Source organism: Streptomyces violaceusniger Tu 4113, assembly GCF_000147815.2.
Lineage (GTDB): Bacteria > Actinomycetota > Actinomycetes > Streptomycetales > Streptomycetaceae > Streptomyces > Streptomyces violaceusniger_A.
Genome location: NC_015951.1, coordinates 65,805 through 82,246, shown reverse-complemented (window position 1 = coordinate 82,246; position 16,442 = coordinate 65,805). Strand labels below are relative to the sequence as shown.

Here is a 16,442-nt window from a genome sequence, read left to right as displayed (position 1 = left end):
TTCACATGCCTCAGCAGCCCATTACCTACGGGACAAGTATCGACAAAAGTGAGGTAACAGCCCCCCAGGGGCCCCTGGTTTTCCGGCGACAGGCGCGAATGTCTGGGGGTGAAAACATGGGGCAGCGGCCAAAATTAGCTGCACGCAGCGACGGTGGTCACGCTCATCCACATAAAGTCGAGTACCGAATTTTGAGCCCGTTCGAGGCGAGCGTCGACTCCAAGCCGCTGAATCTCGGCGGCGTCCGCCAGCAGACCGTGCTCGCAACCCTCCTTCTCGAGGCCAATCAGGTGGTCAGTTTAGACCGCCTAGTCCGCGCCATTTACGAGGAGGCGCCCCCGCCCACAGCCCGGGCCCAGATCCAGATCAGTATCTCGGCCCTGCGGCGCCTCTTCGGCAACCACGGCATCGACGACGTCATCCGCACGCACTCCCAGGGCTACATGGTGCGAGCGAGCGGCGAAAGCCTCGACTCCCTCCGCTTCCGTCTCCTCGTCGGCGAGGCGCGCAAGCTGCGCGACGCGGGGCAGAAGGAGGAAGCCGCCGCCACGTACCGCCAGGCGCTCGGACTGTGGCGCGGCGCCGCCCTCGGGGGCATGGTCAGCGAGGTCATCCGGTCCGGCGCCAGCAGGCTCACCGAGCAGCGGATCACCTCCACCGAGGAGTGCCTCCAGCTGGAGCTCGCCCTCGGCAGGCACAGCGCACTGGTCGGCGATCTCATCGGACTCATCGACGAATTTCCGCTCCGTGAACGGTTGCGCGGACAGCTCATGCTGGCGCTCTACCGCTCCGGCCGTCAGACGGAGGCTCTACAGGTCTACCGCGATACCCGGAAGTGGATGCTCAAAGAACTCGGCGTGGAACCCGATCCTCGGCTGAGACGGCTCGAACACTCCATCCTCATCACGGACCCCCGGCTCGACTTGAAGGGCAGGCGCGGGACGGCTGCCCCGGGCGCTCACACGGCAGCCGCCCTCGGCATGCCTGAGATGCTGCCCGCCGACATCGCCGACTTCACGGGACGCGGCGAGCTGGTCGCCAGCATCCGCGAACGCCTGCTCTTCTCCTCTCAGGAGCAGCCCCCGCTCGCGGTGCCTATTGTCTCTATTGTCGGCAAACCGGGCGTCGGCAAGACGGCCATGGCCGTGCACGTGGCCCACGGGGTCGCCGCGAACTTTCCCGATGGCCAGCTTTTCGCTGACCTGCACGGTGAAGCGCGCACCATGGTCGGCTCCGCCCAGATCCTGGAACGCTTCCTGCGTGCCCTCGGCGTCACCGGCACCGCGATACCCGACAGCGTAGAGGAACGGGCTGAGATGTACCGCGCGCTGCTCGCCAAACGACGCATGCTGATTGTCCTCGATAACGTTGCCGACGAGAGCATGATCAGGCCGCTCCTGCCGGGTAAGCCCACCTCGGCCGTGATCATCACCAGTCGGCGGCACATCGGCAGCCTCGCGGGAGCGGTCCGCGTCGACGTCACAACCTTCCCCCCAGAGCTGTCCGCGGAACTCCTCGGCCGCATAACGGGCGCGGAACGCGTCGCGTCGGAGCCAGAGGCCACGGAAGCACTTGCCGATCTATGCGGCCATCTTCCCCTGGCGCTGCGCATCGCAGGCGCCCGGCTCGCCGCCCGGCCGCACTGGGAGGTGACCGAACTAGTGGAGCGGCTGGAGGACGAGACGCGCAGGCTCGACGAGCTCAAGTACGCCGACGTGAGCGTCCGGGCCACCCTCTCCCTCCTGTACGACAGCGTCAGCGAGGGCGCCCGCCGGCTTCTCCGGCGTCTCGCCGTCCTGGAGGAGGGGCCCTTCTCCGTCTGGGCTGGCATGGCGCTCCTCGGCCTCCCCGAGACGGCGGTCCGGGAACTGATCAACGAACTCTCCGATGCGCAGCTGCTGGACACTGACGGAACCGTGATTGGACGTGACCGCCAGTACCGGCTGCTCAGCCTCATCCGAGTCTTCGCCCGGGAACGGCTCGCTGCCGAGGAGACTGCGGAGGAACGCGAGGCCGCGCTGTTCCGGGTGCTCGGCTGTCATCTTCCTGCCGCGAGAGCGGGCGTGATGTCCTGATCCGGAGTGACCAACGTGTCCTTCCCTCTATCCACTGCCCGACAAGACTGTGGATCGGATCCTGGCCGAGCCTCTTCCATGATTTTCCCAGGAGCGCAGATGCTGTGTTCCAGCGTCCGGCGGACCGTCATGGTGGGGCTCGCCGAGCATCGCTGGGGCCCTAGCCGTCACCGCCGTGCCATCCCTGGAGACCCATGTGTGCCTTGACGACTGGCGCGACACCCACGAGGTGGCCCTCGCGGCGGCCCGCAAGGGCGGTGACCGCTCCGTCGCCGTGGCCTACGTGCTGTACAGCCTTGCTCAGCTCCGACCGGACATGGGCGACGAGGCCGCGGCCGGTCCGCTTCTCGTCGAGGCCCTCTGGCTGAGCCGGAAAGGCCTGGGCCACTGTGTCAAGGCCCAGGTGCTGCACCGGCTGGGTCAGACCTATCTGAAGGGCGGAGAGTACGGCGCCGCCTTGACGGCCTTCGACCAGGTGCTCGACATCGTCCGACTCATCGGAGACCACACCGGTGAGGGCTACGCCCTGCACAGCATGAGCTCCGGCCGGTTCCGGCGAGGCGAGACGGGTGAGGTCGCCGACGTCCTGCACCGCGCCCTCGTGCACGCGGAGGCCAACGACGAGCGCCTGGTCACGGGCCGCATCCTGGTGACCTTGGGCGAGCTGGCGCTCGCCACCTGGGGCGCCGACCAGGCGGTGGCTCACCTGCGGTGGGTGCTGCCGTTCATCCGGCTCATGAAAATCCTTACCGAGGAGGCCAAGGCGCTGGTCAGCCTGCACGCCCCGGGCCGCGGGTGATCCGAGGGCCGCAGAGCAGCCCCTGGCCGAAGCGGGGGAATTGGCCTTCCCGATGGGCGCCGGAGTTAGCCGGACCGGTCCTCGCCCGCCTCAGAGAGGCGGAGACGGACGAGGAGTCCCTGTGGCCTACATGGCGGTGAAGACCGCCGAGTATGAGCCGAGAAGGTCACGTTCACCCGGTGCTCCGCCCTCTCGTCTTAGACCTGGAACGTGTTCGTGACCTCTGGATAGGTCGGGGGCATGCGGGGCATGCCCAGCCCCGTGAAGTACAGGTCGGTGTCGAACACGATCCGGTAGAGGCCCCGGTGCTTCCCCGCGTCGTCCCACTCTTGGATCCGGCCACTCGCGTTCGTCCTACGCTCCCCGAGAGTACCCACTCGTTGTCCATGAGCGCCTCCAACCTGGCGTGGAAAGCGACGGCACTGCGGCCGTGGTTGCTTTCCAGCACTCCAGCAACGACGTTCACCTTGATCAACTCGCGTGTTGGTTCTCGGTGGCGTCGGACGACACGGGCGGGGAGGGGAAGGCAGTACGGATGACCTCCGCGACCCTTTCGGCGGACGGGACTTCCGTCAGCATCGCGCCGTGGTCGCCGGGGGTGCGTTCCACCCGGGGCGTGTTGTAGTGGAGGGCCTTCCAGTGGCCCAGATATTCGGCTAGATCGCGCTCGTTCACGTCGGAGCCCTGTCGGCTGTGGGCAACCTCGTCGCTGACGAACAGCACAGCCGGGGCCGACGAGGGCGAGGGGCGATGCCGGAGCATGGCATCGAGCAGCAGCCCGAGCGTCTCGTACGGATACCATTCGTCGAGGCCGACCGCGTCCGGGGGGACCTCCAGCGGCTTCGTTATGCGCCGCAGCTCGGCAGTGAGCGCCTCCCGGGTCTCGCGGTCGGTGTTTTGGCCGACCTCCCACAGCTCCGCCGCCCGTGCGTACAGCTCGACACTCGGCCGCAGCCGCTTCTCGAGGCGTGGGCCGTGGACCGGCGGTTCCACGAGGAAGACGCAGGCGATGTCGTCGGCGCCCTGGCGGGCGACTTCGTGGGCGATGACGCCGCCGAGCGACCAGCCGAGGACGTAGTAGGGTCCCTCGGCCTGGACCGACTTGATGGCCTGCCAGTAGCGCGTGGCGATCTCCCCGGACTCCCGCAGGGGCCGTTCGGACCGGTCCATGCCCACTGCTTGGATGCCGTACGTCGTGCAGTCGTCACGCAGCAGGCGAGCCAGTTGTCCGTACGAGTGCGGCGTACCGCCACTGTGGTGCACGCAGAACAGCTTCGGCAGGTCCGGAGCGGCCTCGCCAGCGGACAGCTTGTAGACGATCGCCTTCGTCGCGCTCCTGCTCTCCTCGATCGCGGCGGCCAGCTCGGCGGCGGTCTGCCACTCCATGATCTGCCGCACCGTCACGTCCAACCCGGCGTGTCTCAGGCGGTTGGCGGCTTTGGTGGCGGCGAGGGAGTGGCCGCCGAGGTCGAAGAAGTTGTCGTGGATGCCGAGGTCGGGGGTGTCGAGGGTGTCGGCCCAGATGGTGGTGATGGTGGTTTCGATGGGGGTGCGTGGGGGTGTGTGGGTGGTGGGTGCGGTGGTGGGTGCGGGGAGGGCGCGTCGGTCGACTTTGCCGCTGGTGGTGGTGGGGAGTTTGTCGAGGTGGACGAAGTGGTTGGGGACCATGTAGTCGGGGAGGCGGTGGCGGCAGTGGGTTCGCAGGTCGGCCTGGGGATGGGGGCTGTTGGTGTGGGTGGTGTAGTAGGCGGTGAGTCGTTTGTCGTGGGGGTGTCCTGGCGGACGATCACGGTGGTGAGGGCGATGTCGGGGTGGTCGGTGAGGGTGGCTTCGATTTCGCCGAGTTCGATACGGAGTCCTCGGATCTTGACTTGGTTGTCGATGCGGCCGAGGAATTCGATGGTGCCGTTGGGGAGCCAGCGGACGAGGTCGCCGGTGCGGTAGGCGCGGGTCGGGGTGGGGGTGTGGTGGGTGGTGGTGAAGCGGTCTGCGGTGAGTTCGGGGCGCTTGAGGTAGCCGCGTCCCAGGCCGGGTCCGGTGATCCAGAGTTCGCCCGGGACTCCGATGGAGGCCAGTCCGCCGTGGTGGTCCACGACGAGGACCTGCGTGTTGGAGATGGGGTGACCGATGGGCATCGTGGTCGTGTCCGGCCGGTTCTCGTCCACCACGAAACACACCGCGAAGACGGTCGTCTCGGTGGGTCCGTAACCATTGACCAGAGAGTCAGGCGCGTACGGGCCTGACATGAGAGTGTCCGCAGCCGAGCGATCGACGGCCTCGCCGCCGTAGAGGACCCTCTTCATCCCGGCCACTAGGTCCGGGCGCTCGACAACGTGCTGATTGAACAACGGGGCCGTCAGCCAGGTGACGGTGACTCCGTACCGCCTATAGGCGGCGGCAAGCTCGTTCGAGTCGGTCAGCTCGCCCTTGTCCACGATGGCGAGGGAAGCGCCCGAGATGAGGGCTCCCCAGCACTCATAGGTGAAGAGATCGAAGCAGTGGTTGACCGTCTGGGCGACGACGTCGTCTGTGGTGATCGTGTTGATCCAGTTGTTGGTGAGCAGTCGGCAGATGGAGCGGTGCTCGATCTGGACGCCGTTGGGGGTGCCGGTGGAGCCGGACGTGTAGATCACGTAGGCGAGGTCGCGAGCGCCGGTCGGGGTGGTGGGGTTGTCGATGGGACGGTCGTCGAGGTCGAGCCGGTCGAGGGACGCCACGGGGACGGGGACGTGCTTGAGGCGGTGGGCGAGGGGGGAGTGGGTGAGGACGAGGGGTGCCTCGGTCTCCTCGAGCATGAAGGATAGGCGGGAAGGGGGGTTGTCGGGGTCGAGGGGGACGTAGGCGCCGCCGGCCTTGAGGACGGCGAGGAGTGCGGTGATCATGTCGATGCCGCGTTCGAGGCAGAGGGCGACCAGGGTGTCGGTGCGCACGCCCTGATCGATGAGGTGGTGGGCGAGTTGGTTGGCCCGTCCGTTCAGTTGCCGGTAGGTGAGGGTGGTGTGGTGGTGGACCACCGCGGGCGCGTCGGGGGTGAGGCGGGCCTGCTGTTCGAAGAGGTGGTGGATGGTGGTGTCGTCGGAGTATTCGACGGTGGTGTCGTTGAAATCGTGCAGGATCTGGCGCTTTTCTGCCTCAGTGAGGAGCTGGACTTGGCCGAGTCTCTGGTTCGGGTCGCGGCAGACGTCGGCGAGGGCGGTGGTGAAGTGGCCGGTCAGCCGCTTGATGCTGGAGACATCGAACAGTTCGGTCGCGAACGTCGCCTCACCCGACAGACTCCCGTCCGGCTCCTCTGTCAGGAAGACGGCGAGATCGGTCTTCGAGGTCCGCTCGTCGGTGGGCAGGAGCTCGACCGTCGTCCCCGGCAGGTCCCAGTCGCGGAACGACACGTCCTGCAGGGCGAACACCGACTGGACGAGCGGGTTGCGGCTGAGGTCACGCTCAGGGGCGAGTTCTTCGACGAGGCGTTCGAAGGGGAGTTTCTGGTGGGTGTAGGCGTCGAGAGTAGTGCAACGAGTCTGGTCGAGGATTTCAGTGAAGGGAGCGTCGGCTGGCAGGTCGGTGCGGATGACAAGGGTGTTGACGAAAAAGCCGACAAGGCCTTCGAGTTCGGCGCGGTCACGGCCGGCGATGGGAACGCCGACGGCGATGTCGTTCTGGCCGCTCCAGCGGGCGAGGACGAGCTGGAAGACAGCGAGCGCGGTCATGAACAGGGAGGCGTTGTTCTTGGCCGCCAGCTCACGCAGTGCCTCGGTGGTGGCGGCGGGGACGGTGAAGGTGTGGGTGTCACCGGCGCCGGAGCGGATCCGGGGGCGGGGGCGGTCGGTGGGGAGTTCGAGGGTCTCCAGGTCCGCGAGCTGGGCGCGCCAGTAGTCGAGGTCGCGGTCGAGCGCGTCACCACTGAGCTGGCTCTGTTGCCAGAGTGTGAAGTCGGCATACTGGATAGGCAGTTCGGCGAGGGTTGACGAATCGCCGGTAATGTAGAGGTTGCGGAGTTCCTCGAACAGGACGCTCATAGACCAGCCGTCCACAACGATGTGGTGCATCGCGAGGGCGAGCAGGTGGTCGTCGTTGTCGACAGCCACGGTCATGGCGCGCAGCAGACGTCCCTCGGCGAGGTCAAAAGGCCGGTGTCCAAACGACTCGACCGCCGCGCGGCCGGCCTCCAGCGGCTCCGTGCCGCCACAGAGGTCGAGGTGTTCGACGGTGACGTGCCAGGGATCGTCGATGATCTGCACCGGGTCGCCGTCCGGACTCGTACCGAAACGTGTCCGCAGGACCTCGTGCCGCTCCACCAGGGCATCAAGCGCAATGTTCAACGCCTCCCGGTCGAGGGGGCCCTGGACCCGGAACGCAGTGGGGACCACATACTCGGCACTGCCGGGATCAAGCTGGTCCAAAAACCACAGACGCTGCTGTGCGAAGGACAACGGAACCTCCCGCACCCCCTCCCCACGACGCAAAATCGGCGAGACCGCCTTGCCGCCCTTGCTCAAACTGGCCGCAAGCTCGGCCACCGTCGGGTTACTGAACAGCTGACGGACCGAGACGTCCATAGCGAGCGCCCGGCTGACCTGGTTGGCGGCTTTGGTGGCGGCGAGGGAGTGGCCGCCGAGGTCGAAGAAGTTGTCGTGGATGCCGAGGTCGGGGGTGTCGAGGGTGTCGGCCCAGATGGTGGTGATGGTGGTTTCGATGGGGGTGCGTGGGGGTGTGTGGGTGGTGGGTGCGGTGGTGGGTGCGGGGAGGGCGCGTCGGTCGACTTTGCCGCTGGTGGTGGTGGGGAGTTTGTCGAGGTGGACGAAGTGGTTGGGGACCATGTAGTCGGGGAGGCGGTGGCGGCAGTGGGTTCGCAGGTCGGCCTGGGGATGGGGGCTGTTGGTGTGGGTGGTGTAGTAGGCGGTGAGTCGTTTGTCGTGGGGGGTGTCCTGGCGGACGATCACGGTGGTGAGGGCGATGTCGGGGTGGTCGGTGAGGGTGGCTTCGATTTCGCCGAGTTCGATACGGAGTCCTCGGATCTTGACTTGGTTGTCGATGCGGCCGAGGAATTCGATGGTGCCGTTGGGGAGCCAGCGGACGAGGTCGCCGGTGCGGTAGGCGCGGGTCGGGGTGGGGGTGTGGTGGGTGGTGGTGAAGCGGTCTGCGGTGAGTTCGGGGCGCTTGAGGTAGCCGCGTCCCAGGCCGGGTCCGGTGATCCAGAGTTCGCCCGGGACTCCGATGGAGGCCAGTCCGCCGTGGTGGTCCACGACGAGGACCTGCGTGTTGGAGATGGGGTGACCGATGGGCATCGTGGTCGTGTCCGGCCGGTTCTCGTCCACCACGAAACACGTAGCGGCGATGCCAGCCTCCGTTGGGCCGTAGAGGTGCGCGAGACGCTCAGGCGCGTACGGGCCTGACATGAGGGTGTCCGCGGCCGAGCGGTCCCCGGCCTCGCCCCCGTAGAAGACGGACTTTAGGTTCTCGAAGAGGCTTGGGCGCTCTACCAGGTACTGGTTGAACAAGGGCGTCGGAATCAGGGTCGTCGAAACGCAGTGCCGTTCGAGGGCCGCGGCGAAAGGTTCGCTTCCGGCGAGGACCTTGGGGTCCAGGATCGCCATCGTCGCGCCGGAGGTGAGGACCGGCCAGCATTCGAGCGCGAAGGAGTCCCAGGCGAAGTTGAGGATCTGGGCGACGACGTCGTCTGTGGTGATCGTGTTGATCCAGTTGTTGGTGAGCAGTCGGCAGATGGAGCGGTGCTCGATCTGGACGCCGTTGGGGGTGCCGGTGGAGCCGGACGTGTAGATCACGTAGGCGAGGTCGCGAGCGCCGGTCGGGGTGGTGGGGTTGTCGATGGGACGGTCGTCGAGGTCGAGCCGGTCGAGGGACGCCACGGGGACGGGGACGTGCTTGAGGCGGTGGGCGAGGGGGGAGTGGGTGAGGACGAGGGGTGCCTCGGTCTCCTCGAGCATGAAGGATAGGCGGGAAGGGGGGTTGTCGGGGTCGAGGGGGACGTAGGCGCCGCCGGCCTTGAGGACGGCGAGGAGTGCGGTGATCATGTCGATGCCGCGTTCGAGGCAGAGGGCGACCAGGGTGTCGGTGCGCACGCCCTGATCGATGAGGTGGTGGGCGAGTTGGTTGGCCCGTCCGTTCAGTTGCCGGTAGGTGAGGGTGGTGTGGTGGTGGACCACCGCGGGCGCGTCGGGGGTGAGGCGGGCCTGCTGTTCGAAGAGGTGGTGGATGGTGGTGTCGTCGGAGTATTCGACGGTGGTGTCGTTGAAATCGTGCAGGATCTGGCGCTTTTCTGCCTCAGTGAGGAGCTGGACTTGGCCGAGTCTCTGGTTCGGGTCGCGGCAGACGTCGGCGAGGGCGGTGGTGAAGTGGCCGGTCAGCCGCTTGATGCTGGAGACATCGAACAGTTCGGTCGCGAACGTCGCCTCACCCGACAGACTCCCGTCCGGCTCCTCTGTCAGGAAGACGGCGAGATCGAACTTCGAGGTCCGCTCGTCGGTGGGCAGGAGCTCGACCGTCGTCCCCGGCAGGTCCCAGTCGCGGAACGACACGTCCTGCAGGGCGAACACCGACTGGACGAGCGGGTTGCGGCTGAGGTCACGCTCAGGGGCGAGTTCTTCGACGAGGCGTTCGAAGGGGAGTTTCTGGTGGGTGTAGGCGTCGAGAGTAGTGCAACGAGTCTGGTCGAGGATTTCAGTGAAGGGAGCGTCGGCTGGCAGGTCGGTGCGGATGACAAGGGTGTTGACGAAAAAGCCGACAAGGCCTTCGAGTTCGGCGCGGTCACGGCCGGCGATGGGAACGCCGACGGCGATGTCGTTCTGGCCGCTCCAGCGGGCGAGGACGAGCTGGAAGACAGCGAGCGCGGTCATGAACAGGGAGGCGTTGTTCTTGGCCGCCAGCTCACGCAGTGCCTCGGTGGTGGCGGCGGGGACGGTGAAGGTGTGGGTGTCACCGGCGCCGGAGCGGATCCGGGGGCGGGGGCGGTCGGTGGGGAGTTCGAGGGTCTCCAGGTCCGCGAGCTGGGCGCGCCAGTAGTCGAGGTCGCGGTCGAGCGCGTCACCACTGAGCTGGCTCTGTTGCCAGAGTGTGAAGTCGGCATACTGGATAGGCAGTTCGGCGAGGGTTGACGAATCGCCGGTAATGTAGAGGTTGCGGAGTTCCTCGAACAGGACGCTCATAGACCAGCCGTCCACAACGATGTGGTGCATCGCGAGGGCGAGCAGGTGGTCGTCGTTGTCGACAGCCACGGTCATGGCGCGCAGCAGACGTCCCTCGGCGAGGTCAAAAGGCCGGTGTCCAAACGACTCGACCGCCGCGCGGCCGGCCTCCAGCGGCTCCGTGCCGCCACAGAGGTCGAGGTGTTCGACGGTGACGTGCCAGGGATCGTCGATGATCTGCACCGGGTCGCCGTCCGGACTCGTACCGAAACGTGTCCGCAGGACCTCGTGCCGCTCCAGCAGGGCATCAAGCGCAATGTTCAACGCCTCCCGGTCGAGGGGGCCCTGGACCCGGAACGCAGTGGGGACCACATACTCGGCACTGCCGGGATCAAGCTGGTCCAAAAACCACAGACGCTGCTGTGCGAAGGACAACGGAACCTCCCGCACCCCCTCCCCACGACGCAAAATGCGACTGGCAACTCCCGCGCGCCGCATTCGAGAAAGCAGCCAAGCCTCGGAAGATGAATCACTCATTAGCATCACTCCTTGAATCACGCTCGATGCATTCCGAATAGCAGGCTGGAGGTCATTTTCTGCGGGCCGTCTATTCGCTCGCTATCCTCGCTCTATTCTGCGAGAAGACCTTGACGGGCGATGCTTTGGGCTGCGTAAAGTCACCACCGCCGACCACGAGATCCGCTGCCCGCAGCGTGACTGTCCGGTCGTGTGCAACCACGGCGACGTTCCCGAGAAACCGAGGAAGGCGAATAGTGACTTCGAACTCTCACGTCTTTGCGCGCAGGCTCCGGGTCTTCGACTCCACGCTCCGCGACGGTGAGCAGGCCCCCGGAAACGCGATGAACCCCGAGCAGAAGCTGGAACTTGCCCTCGCCATCGAGGCCACCGGCGTCGACACCATCGAGGCCGGCTTCCCCAGTTCCTCACCCAGCGACTTCGAGGCCACCAAGCTGATCGCCCAAGCGCTCACGACTGCCAAGGTCGCGACCCTCAACCGCGCGGTCCGCGCGGACATTCAACTGGCGGCCGAAGCTGGCGGCATCGACCACCAGATCCAGATCATGGCCACAGGCAGCGACGTCCACCTGGAACACAAGCGCGGCATCACCCGGGCCGAAGGCCTGAAAGAGATCGTCGACAGCGTCCGGTTCGCCCGCGAGTTGGGCTTCACCGACATCACGCTCGGCATCGAGGACGCCAGCCGCGGCTCCGACGACCTGCTGCGCCCGATGATCGAGGCGGGCGTCGCGGAGGGTGCCCGCACGGTGGCGCTCGCCGATACCACTGGCTGCCTGATTCCGTCGGAATTCGGCGCTCAAGTGACGCGGGTCCGCTCCTGGATTCACGACGACATCATTCTTTCGATCCATTGTCACCAGGACCTGGGCCTCTCCCTGGCCAATGCTCTAGCCGGTATCGATGCGGGTGCGGACGAAGTGCAGTCCACGCTCGCCGGTATTGGCGAGCGGGCCGGAAACACCCCGCTCGAAGAGCTCGCAGCAGTCCTTCTTTACAAGGCTGAGCAGCTGGGCGTGACCAGCCGCCTTCGTACCGAGAAGCTGTACGATGCGTATCTGATCCTCAGTCGGATCATCGGACTGCCGACTCCGCGCAACAAGGCGGTATTCGGTGAGAATTCCTTTGCCACCCAGGCCGGAATACACCAGGCCGGAATGCTGCGCAATCCGGTGACGTACGAATACGTGGAGCCGCACCGCTTCGGCCGCGAGCGTGGCATCCTCATCGGCCGCCACTCCGGGCGGAACGTCATCAGGAACACCCTCGACCAGATGGGTCTCGGCGTCGAGTCAGAACTGCTCGACGCGATCTACGACACTTACATCGCCAGCCGTGAGGACGGCACCTGCATCGAGCTTGGCGAGCTGCGCCACATCATCACCGAGCGCCTCGGCCATGCCACGGCTTCCGCCGCCCCGTCCGATCTGGCGGTGACCGCGCCATGACCACCACCCGGCGCAACCTCATAGAGAAGGTCTGGGAGAGCCACGTCGTCGACCAAGCCCCGGGCGAGCCCGACCTCCTCTACATCGACCTGCACTTGCTTCACGAGGCCAGCTCGCCGCAGGCTTTCGACGGTCTCCAACTGGCGGGGCGCCGGGTCCGCAGGCCAGATCTGTCCCTAGCCCTTGAAGACCACAACGTGCCCACCGACACGCTCCTGGTAAAGGACGCCATGGGCGGCGCGCAGTTGGAGCGGCTCCGCCAGAACTGCGAGGAGCAGGGCATCGAGCTGTTTTCGCTGGGCGACCACCGGCAGGGCATCGTGCATGTGGTAGCACCGGAACTTGGCTTCGTCCGTCCCGGAATGACTGTGGTCTGCGGTGACAGCCACACCTCCACGCACGGCGCCTTCGGCGCCCTCGCCTTCGGCGTCGGCACCAGCGACGTCGAGCACGTTCTCGCGACCCAGACGTTGACGCTCCAGCGCCCGAAGACGATGTCGGTGGAGTTCGTCGGCGAGCCGCCGACGGACGTGACGCCGAAGGACCTGATCCTTGCGCTGATTGCAAACATCGGCGCCAACGGCGCTAACGGCTATGCCATCGAGTACCGCGGATGTGCCGTCCAGAACCTGTCCATGGAGGGGCGGATGACGGTCTGCAACATGAGCATCGAGGCCGGGGCGCGCGCCGGTCTCATCGCCCCAGACGACACAACGCTCGAATACCTGCGCGAGCGCTGGGGCCCGGCCGCCGCTGACTGGGACGAGGCGGTCGACCACTGGCGGTCCCTGCGGACCGACGAAGGCGCCGTCTTCGACCGTACGGTCCAGCTCGACGTGACCACGCTGAAGCCCTTCGTCACTTGGGGGACGAACCCCGGCCAAGCCGTGCCGCTGGACTCCGCGGTGCCGACCCCCGACTCCTTTGGCACCGGCGCCGAGCGGGAAGCGGCACGGTGGGCCCTAGAGTACATGGGTCTCGCACCGGACGTTTCGATGCGTGACCTCGACATCGACACGGTCTTCCTTGGCTCCTGCACCAATGGTCGCATCGAGGACCTGCGGGCCGCAGCGGATGTGCTGCGCGGACGCACGTTGGCCCCAACGGTCAGGATGCTCGTGGTTCCCGGCTCGATGGCCGTCCGTGCCGAGGCCGAGACGGAGGGCCTGGACCAGGTCTTCCTAGATGCCGGAGCCGAGTGGCGGCTCTCCGGCTGCTCGATGTGTATGGGCATCAACGCCGACCGACTTCAAGGCATCCAGCGCGTCGCGTCCACCTCGAACCGCAACTACGAGGGCAGACAGGGCACCCACGCCCGTACCCACCTCGTCTCACCGGCCGTGGCCGCCGCCACTGCCGTGGCCGGCCGATTGGCCGCGCCGACCGAGTTGCCCGCCCCGGGCCGCGGGAGCGCTCCGCATTTGCAAGGAGAGAAGGCATGAGGGAGTCCCTGAAGGCGCACACCGGCCGGGCCCTGGCGCTGCGTCGGGATGACGTCGACACCGACCAGATCATCCCGGCCGAATTCTGCAAGCGGCTGACCAAGACCGGCTACGCCGACACCTTGTTCGGCCACTGGCGCAAGGAAGACGACTTCGTCCTCAACCGGCCGGAGCACCAGGGAGCCAGCGTCCTGGTGGCGGGTCACAACTTCGGTACGGGCAGTTCCCGGGAGCACGCCGTCTGGGCGCTTCGCGACTGGGGCTTCCGCGCAGTCATCGCCACCAGCTTCGGCGACATCTTCCTGCGCAACGCGCTGAAGAACGGCCTCCTGGCCGTGGCCCTGCCTGCTCCCGTCGTAGCCGAGCTGACGGAACAGGTCGCCGCAAAAGCGGAGTTCGAGATAACCATCGACCTCCAGGAACTGACCGTCACCGCCTCCAGCAAGACCTGGGGCTTCACGGCGGACCACCGTGCCCGCTGGCTCCTCCTCAACGGCCTTGACGATATCGACGTCACCCTCGGGAAGGCCGACAGGATCGCCGTCTATGAGGCGCACCGCCCGGCCTGGATGACGAGCATCACACGGGGGACCTACTCGTCGCAGGACGCGGCCAAGCTGCGACGGGTCTCGTGACGGCGGCGGTAGGGGAGGTCGGCGGCCGCTGCTCTGCCGTCTCCGCCCGGGCCGGGCGGATCCCCGAGAGTAACCTCGCTGAGTTGTTCATCCTCGCGCGGCAGCGGGATGCGATCGACCTGGCGGTGGGCACCCCCGGTGCTCCGCAGCCCTCCGAACGGCTCGTCGAGGAGGCGGTACACGCGCTGCGGGCCGGCGCCAACCAGTACGAGTTGCCTCAGGGCGGCGCGGACATCCGGCGACGGATCGCAGAGTCCTTCACGACCCCCGCTGACCCGGACAGCGAGCTCACCATCACGGTCGGCGGCACTGAGGCGCTGTGCGTGGCTCTCCTGTCCCTGGTCGACCCGGGCGAGGAGGTCGTCGTCCTCGACCCGTACTACGAGAACTTCCTCGGCGCCATAGAACTGGCCGGGGCGCGGCCACGTTTCGTTCGACTGCGGGAGCCCGGAGAAGCGACGAGCACCGACTGGCGGCTCGACCCCGGTGAGCTGGCCGCCGCCTTCGGCCCCGCCACCCGGGCGATCGTCCTCAACACTCCGGCCAATCCCACGGGCCAGACCCTGTCCGCGGAGGATTTCGAACTGATCGCCGCCCTGTGCGAGCGGTGGGAGGTGACCGTGATCGCCGACGAGGTATACGCGAACCTCGTCTTCGACGAGCGGCCGCATCTCTCGGCCGCCGACGTGCCAGCCCTCCGGGATCGGAGCGTGGTCATCGGCTCCCTGTCCAAAAGCCATGCCATCAGCGGCTGGCGGCTTGGTTTCCTGCGGGCCCGTCAGGAACTCACCACTGCATTCAGGAGAGTTCACGAGATCACCACCAATGGGGCCAGCGCCCCGCTCCAGCTGGCCACCGGCCTCACGGACCTCTTCGATGCCGCTTCCCTCGCGGCTGCGAAGGAGCTGGCCGGGGCTCGAGACGAGATGGCGGACATCCTGTCCCGGATGGGGCTGACCTTCCGGACGCCCCAGGGCGGCTGCTTCATTCTGGCCGATATCCGCAGCGTCACGGACGAGCACTGCGCCGCCTATGTGCGCCGTGTCCTGGAGGAATCCTCCGTGCTCCTCGCGCCCGGGGCCCCGTTCTTTGCCGACGAAGAGCGTGGTCGGCACTACGTCCGCGTGGCGTTCAACCGCTCGCCGCACGTCCTCGGGGCCGCCCGCCGGAGCCTGCTGGCATGACTGTCGCTCGCCACCCCCTGCCGCGACCATCCCCACCACCGACCACCCAGAAACGGTGATGCCCGCATGACTAAGACTGTGACCGTCATTCCCGGTGACGGCATCGGCCCCGAGGTAACCCGAGAAGCCTTGGAGACCGTCGACGCGCTGGGCCTCGACCTCCGCTTCGACCTCCTCGACCATGTCAACGCGGATACCTACCTCCGTACGGGAGTCTCTCTCTCCGACGAGGACTTCGGGCGCGTCAAGGCGAGCGACGCCGTACTCTTCGGCGCCATCGGCGACCCGCGCGTCAAGACCTCGGATTATGGCCGCGGTGTCCTGCTCCGCCTCCGCTTCGAACTCGACCTATTCGTAAACCACCGTCCGGCCACCCTGCTCCACGAGGACCTCAGCCCGCTGCGCGACGCCCGTGCCGGAGCCATCGACTGCGTCATCGTTCGCGAGAACACCGAGGGCCTCTACGCTGACATCGGTGGTGTACTGCGCGAGAACACCGAGCACGAGACGGCCGTCGACGCCGACGTCAGCACCTACATGGGGGTCTCCCGGGTCATGGAGTACGCGTACTCCATCGCCAGACGCGGTGTCTGCATGGTCGACAAGTCCAACGCCGTCCGCCACGGAGGCAAGATCTGGCAGCGGGTGTTCAAGAAGGCCGCCTCCAGGAACCCCATCATCCGCTCCACTCACCTATACGTGGACACAGCAGCGATGAAGTTAATCTCCGACCCCTCGCAGTTCGATGTAATCGTCACCAACAACTCCTACGGCGACATCCTCAGCGACCTGGCGGCCGTGCTCGCCGGCGGCTTGGGCAACGCGGGCTCCGCCAACATCAACCCGGTCACCGGGTTCGGCCTCTACGAGCCGGTGCACGGCAGTGCCCCCGACATTGCGGGCCGGGGCATCGGCAACCCGTTTGGCGCGATCCTCAGCTACGCCCTAATGCTGGAGAACTTCGGCTGGACTGCCGAGGCCAGCGCACTCCGCCGCGCCGTCGGCACAGCGATCAGCGAACGCCGGGTCACCGCGGACCTGGGCGGTTCCCTCGGCACCAAGGAGGTCGGAGAGGCGGTCAGGAGCGCCCTCTCAGCGCGCTGACGGCAGCCTCAGTGCCCCTGCGACACATCAGGTCGCTATCCGCAGAACGTCGAAACCGTTCACATCACTGATCAACACA

General features: G+C 66.8%; 9 protein-coding genes and 2 pseudogenes. 7 read left to right on the top strand and 4 right to left on the bottom strand.

What is annotated here, in order from left to right; translation table 11 throughout:
- The first annotated feature begins 116 nt into the window (after positions 1-116).
- Both STRVI_RS44005 and STRVI_RS44000 read left to right on the top strand, forming a co-directional pair.
- Positions 117-2,075, top strand: coding sequence for an AfsR/SARP family transcriptional regulator (locus STRVI_RS44005; RefSeq protein WP_167543314.1), 1,959 nt, complete (start codon positions 117-119; stop codon positions 2,073-2,075).
- 175 nt (positions 2,076-2,250) lie between these two features.
- Positions 2,251-2,874 carry a tetratricopeptide repeat protein gene (locus STRVI_RS44000; RefSeq protein WP_150112972.1) on the top strand — a complete coding sequence of 208 codons (624 nt, stop codon included), beginning with the start codon at positions 2,251-2,253 and terminating at the stop codon, positions 2,872-2,874.
- A gap of 197 nt (positions 2,875-3,071) precedes the next feature.
- Here STRVI_RS44000 and STRVI_RS43995 read toward each other — a convergent pair whose 3' ends face one another.
- From STRVI_RS43995 to STRVI_RS43990, 4 genes and pseudogenes are all read right to left on the bottom strand, one after another.
- Complete coding sequence (locus tag STRVI_RS43995; RefSeq protein ID WP_043242256.1) at positions 3,072-3,251, bottom strand: hydroxyisourate hydrolase; 180 nt, start codon at positions 3,249-3,251, stop codon at positions 3,072-3,074.
- A gap of 94 nt (positions 3,252-3,345) precedes the next feature.
- Positions 3,346-4,542, bottom strand: a complete 1,197-nt coding sequence (locus STRVI_RS46890) for an alpha/beta fold hydrolase (RefSeq protein ID WP_353477096.1) — start codon at positions 4,540-4,542, stop codon at positions 3,346-3,348.
- A 3-nt stretch (positions 4,543-4,545) separates the two neighbouring features.
- Positions 4,546-4,770, bottom strand: a pseudogene (locus tag STRVI_RS56275) (hypothetical protein); the annotation flags it as partial.
- Positions 4,665-10,511 (bottom strand): annotated as a pseudogene (locus STRVI_RS43990) (amino acid adenylation domain-containing protein); the annotation flags it as partial. The pseudogenes STRVI_RS56275 and STRVI_RS43990, both read right to left, overlap by 106 nt.
- Before the next feature lie 215 nt (positions 10,512-10,726).
- Here STRVI_RS43990 and STRVI_RS43985 point away from each other — a divergent pair.
- The 5 genes from STRVI_RS43985 (at position 10,727) to STRVI_RS43965 (ending at position 16,363) form a co-directional block, all read left to right on the top strand.
- Positions 10,727-11,998: a LeuA family protein gene (locus STRVI_RS43985; protein ID WP_435532647.1), complete on the top strand. Its 1,272-nt coding sequence runs from the start codon at positions 10,727-10,729 to the stop codon at positions 11,996-11,998.
- A complete protein-coding gene (leuC, locus tag STRVI_RS43980) occupies positions 11,995-13,440 on the top strand; it encodes a 3-isopropylmalate dehydratase large subunit (RefSeq protein WP_014043517.1) in 1,446 nt (481 codons plus the stop codon). The genes STRVI_RS43985 and leuC overlap by 4 nt, the downstream gene beginning before the upstream one ends.
- Positions 13,437-14,075, top strand: a complete 639-nt coding sequence (gene leuD / locus STRVI_RS43975; protein WP_014043516.1) for a 3-isopropylmalate dehydratase small subunit — start codon at positions 13,437-13,439, stop codon at positions 14,073-14,075. The genes leuC and leuD overlap by 4 nt, the downstream gene beginning before the upstream one ends.
- A gap of 83 nt (positions 14,076-14,158) precedes the next feature.
- Positions 14,159-15,259: a pyridoxal phosphate-dependent aminotransferase gene (locus STRVI_RS43970; RefSeq protein WP_251983033.1), complete on the top strand. Its 1,101-nt coding sequence runs from the start codon at positions 14,159-14,161 to the stop codon at positions 15,257-15,259.
- A 66-nt stretch (positions 15,260-15,325) separates the two neighbouring features.
- The gene (locus tag STRVI_RS43965; RefSeq protein ID WP_014043514.1) at positions 15,326-16,363 is read left to right on the top strand and encodes an isocitrate/isopropylmalate dehydrogenase family protein; all 1,038 of its coding nucleotides are present in this window, start codon (positions 15,326-15,328) and stop codon (positions 16,361-16,363) included.
- The last annotated feature ends 79 nt before the right edge of the window (positions 16,364-16,442 follow it).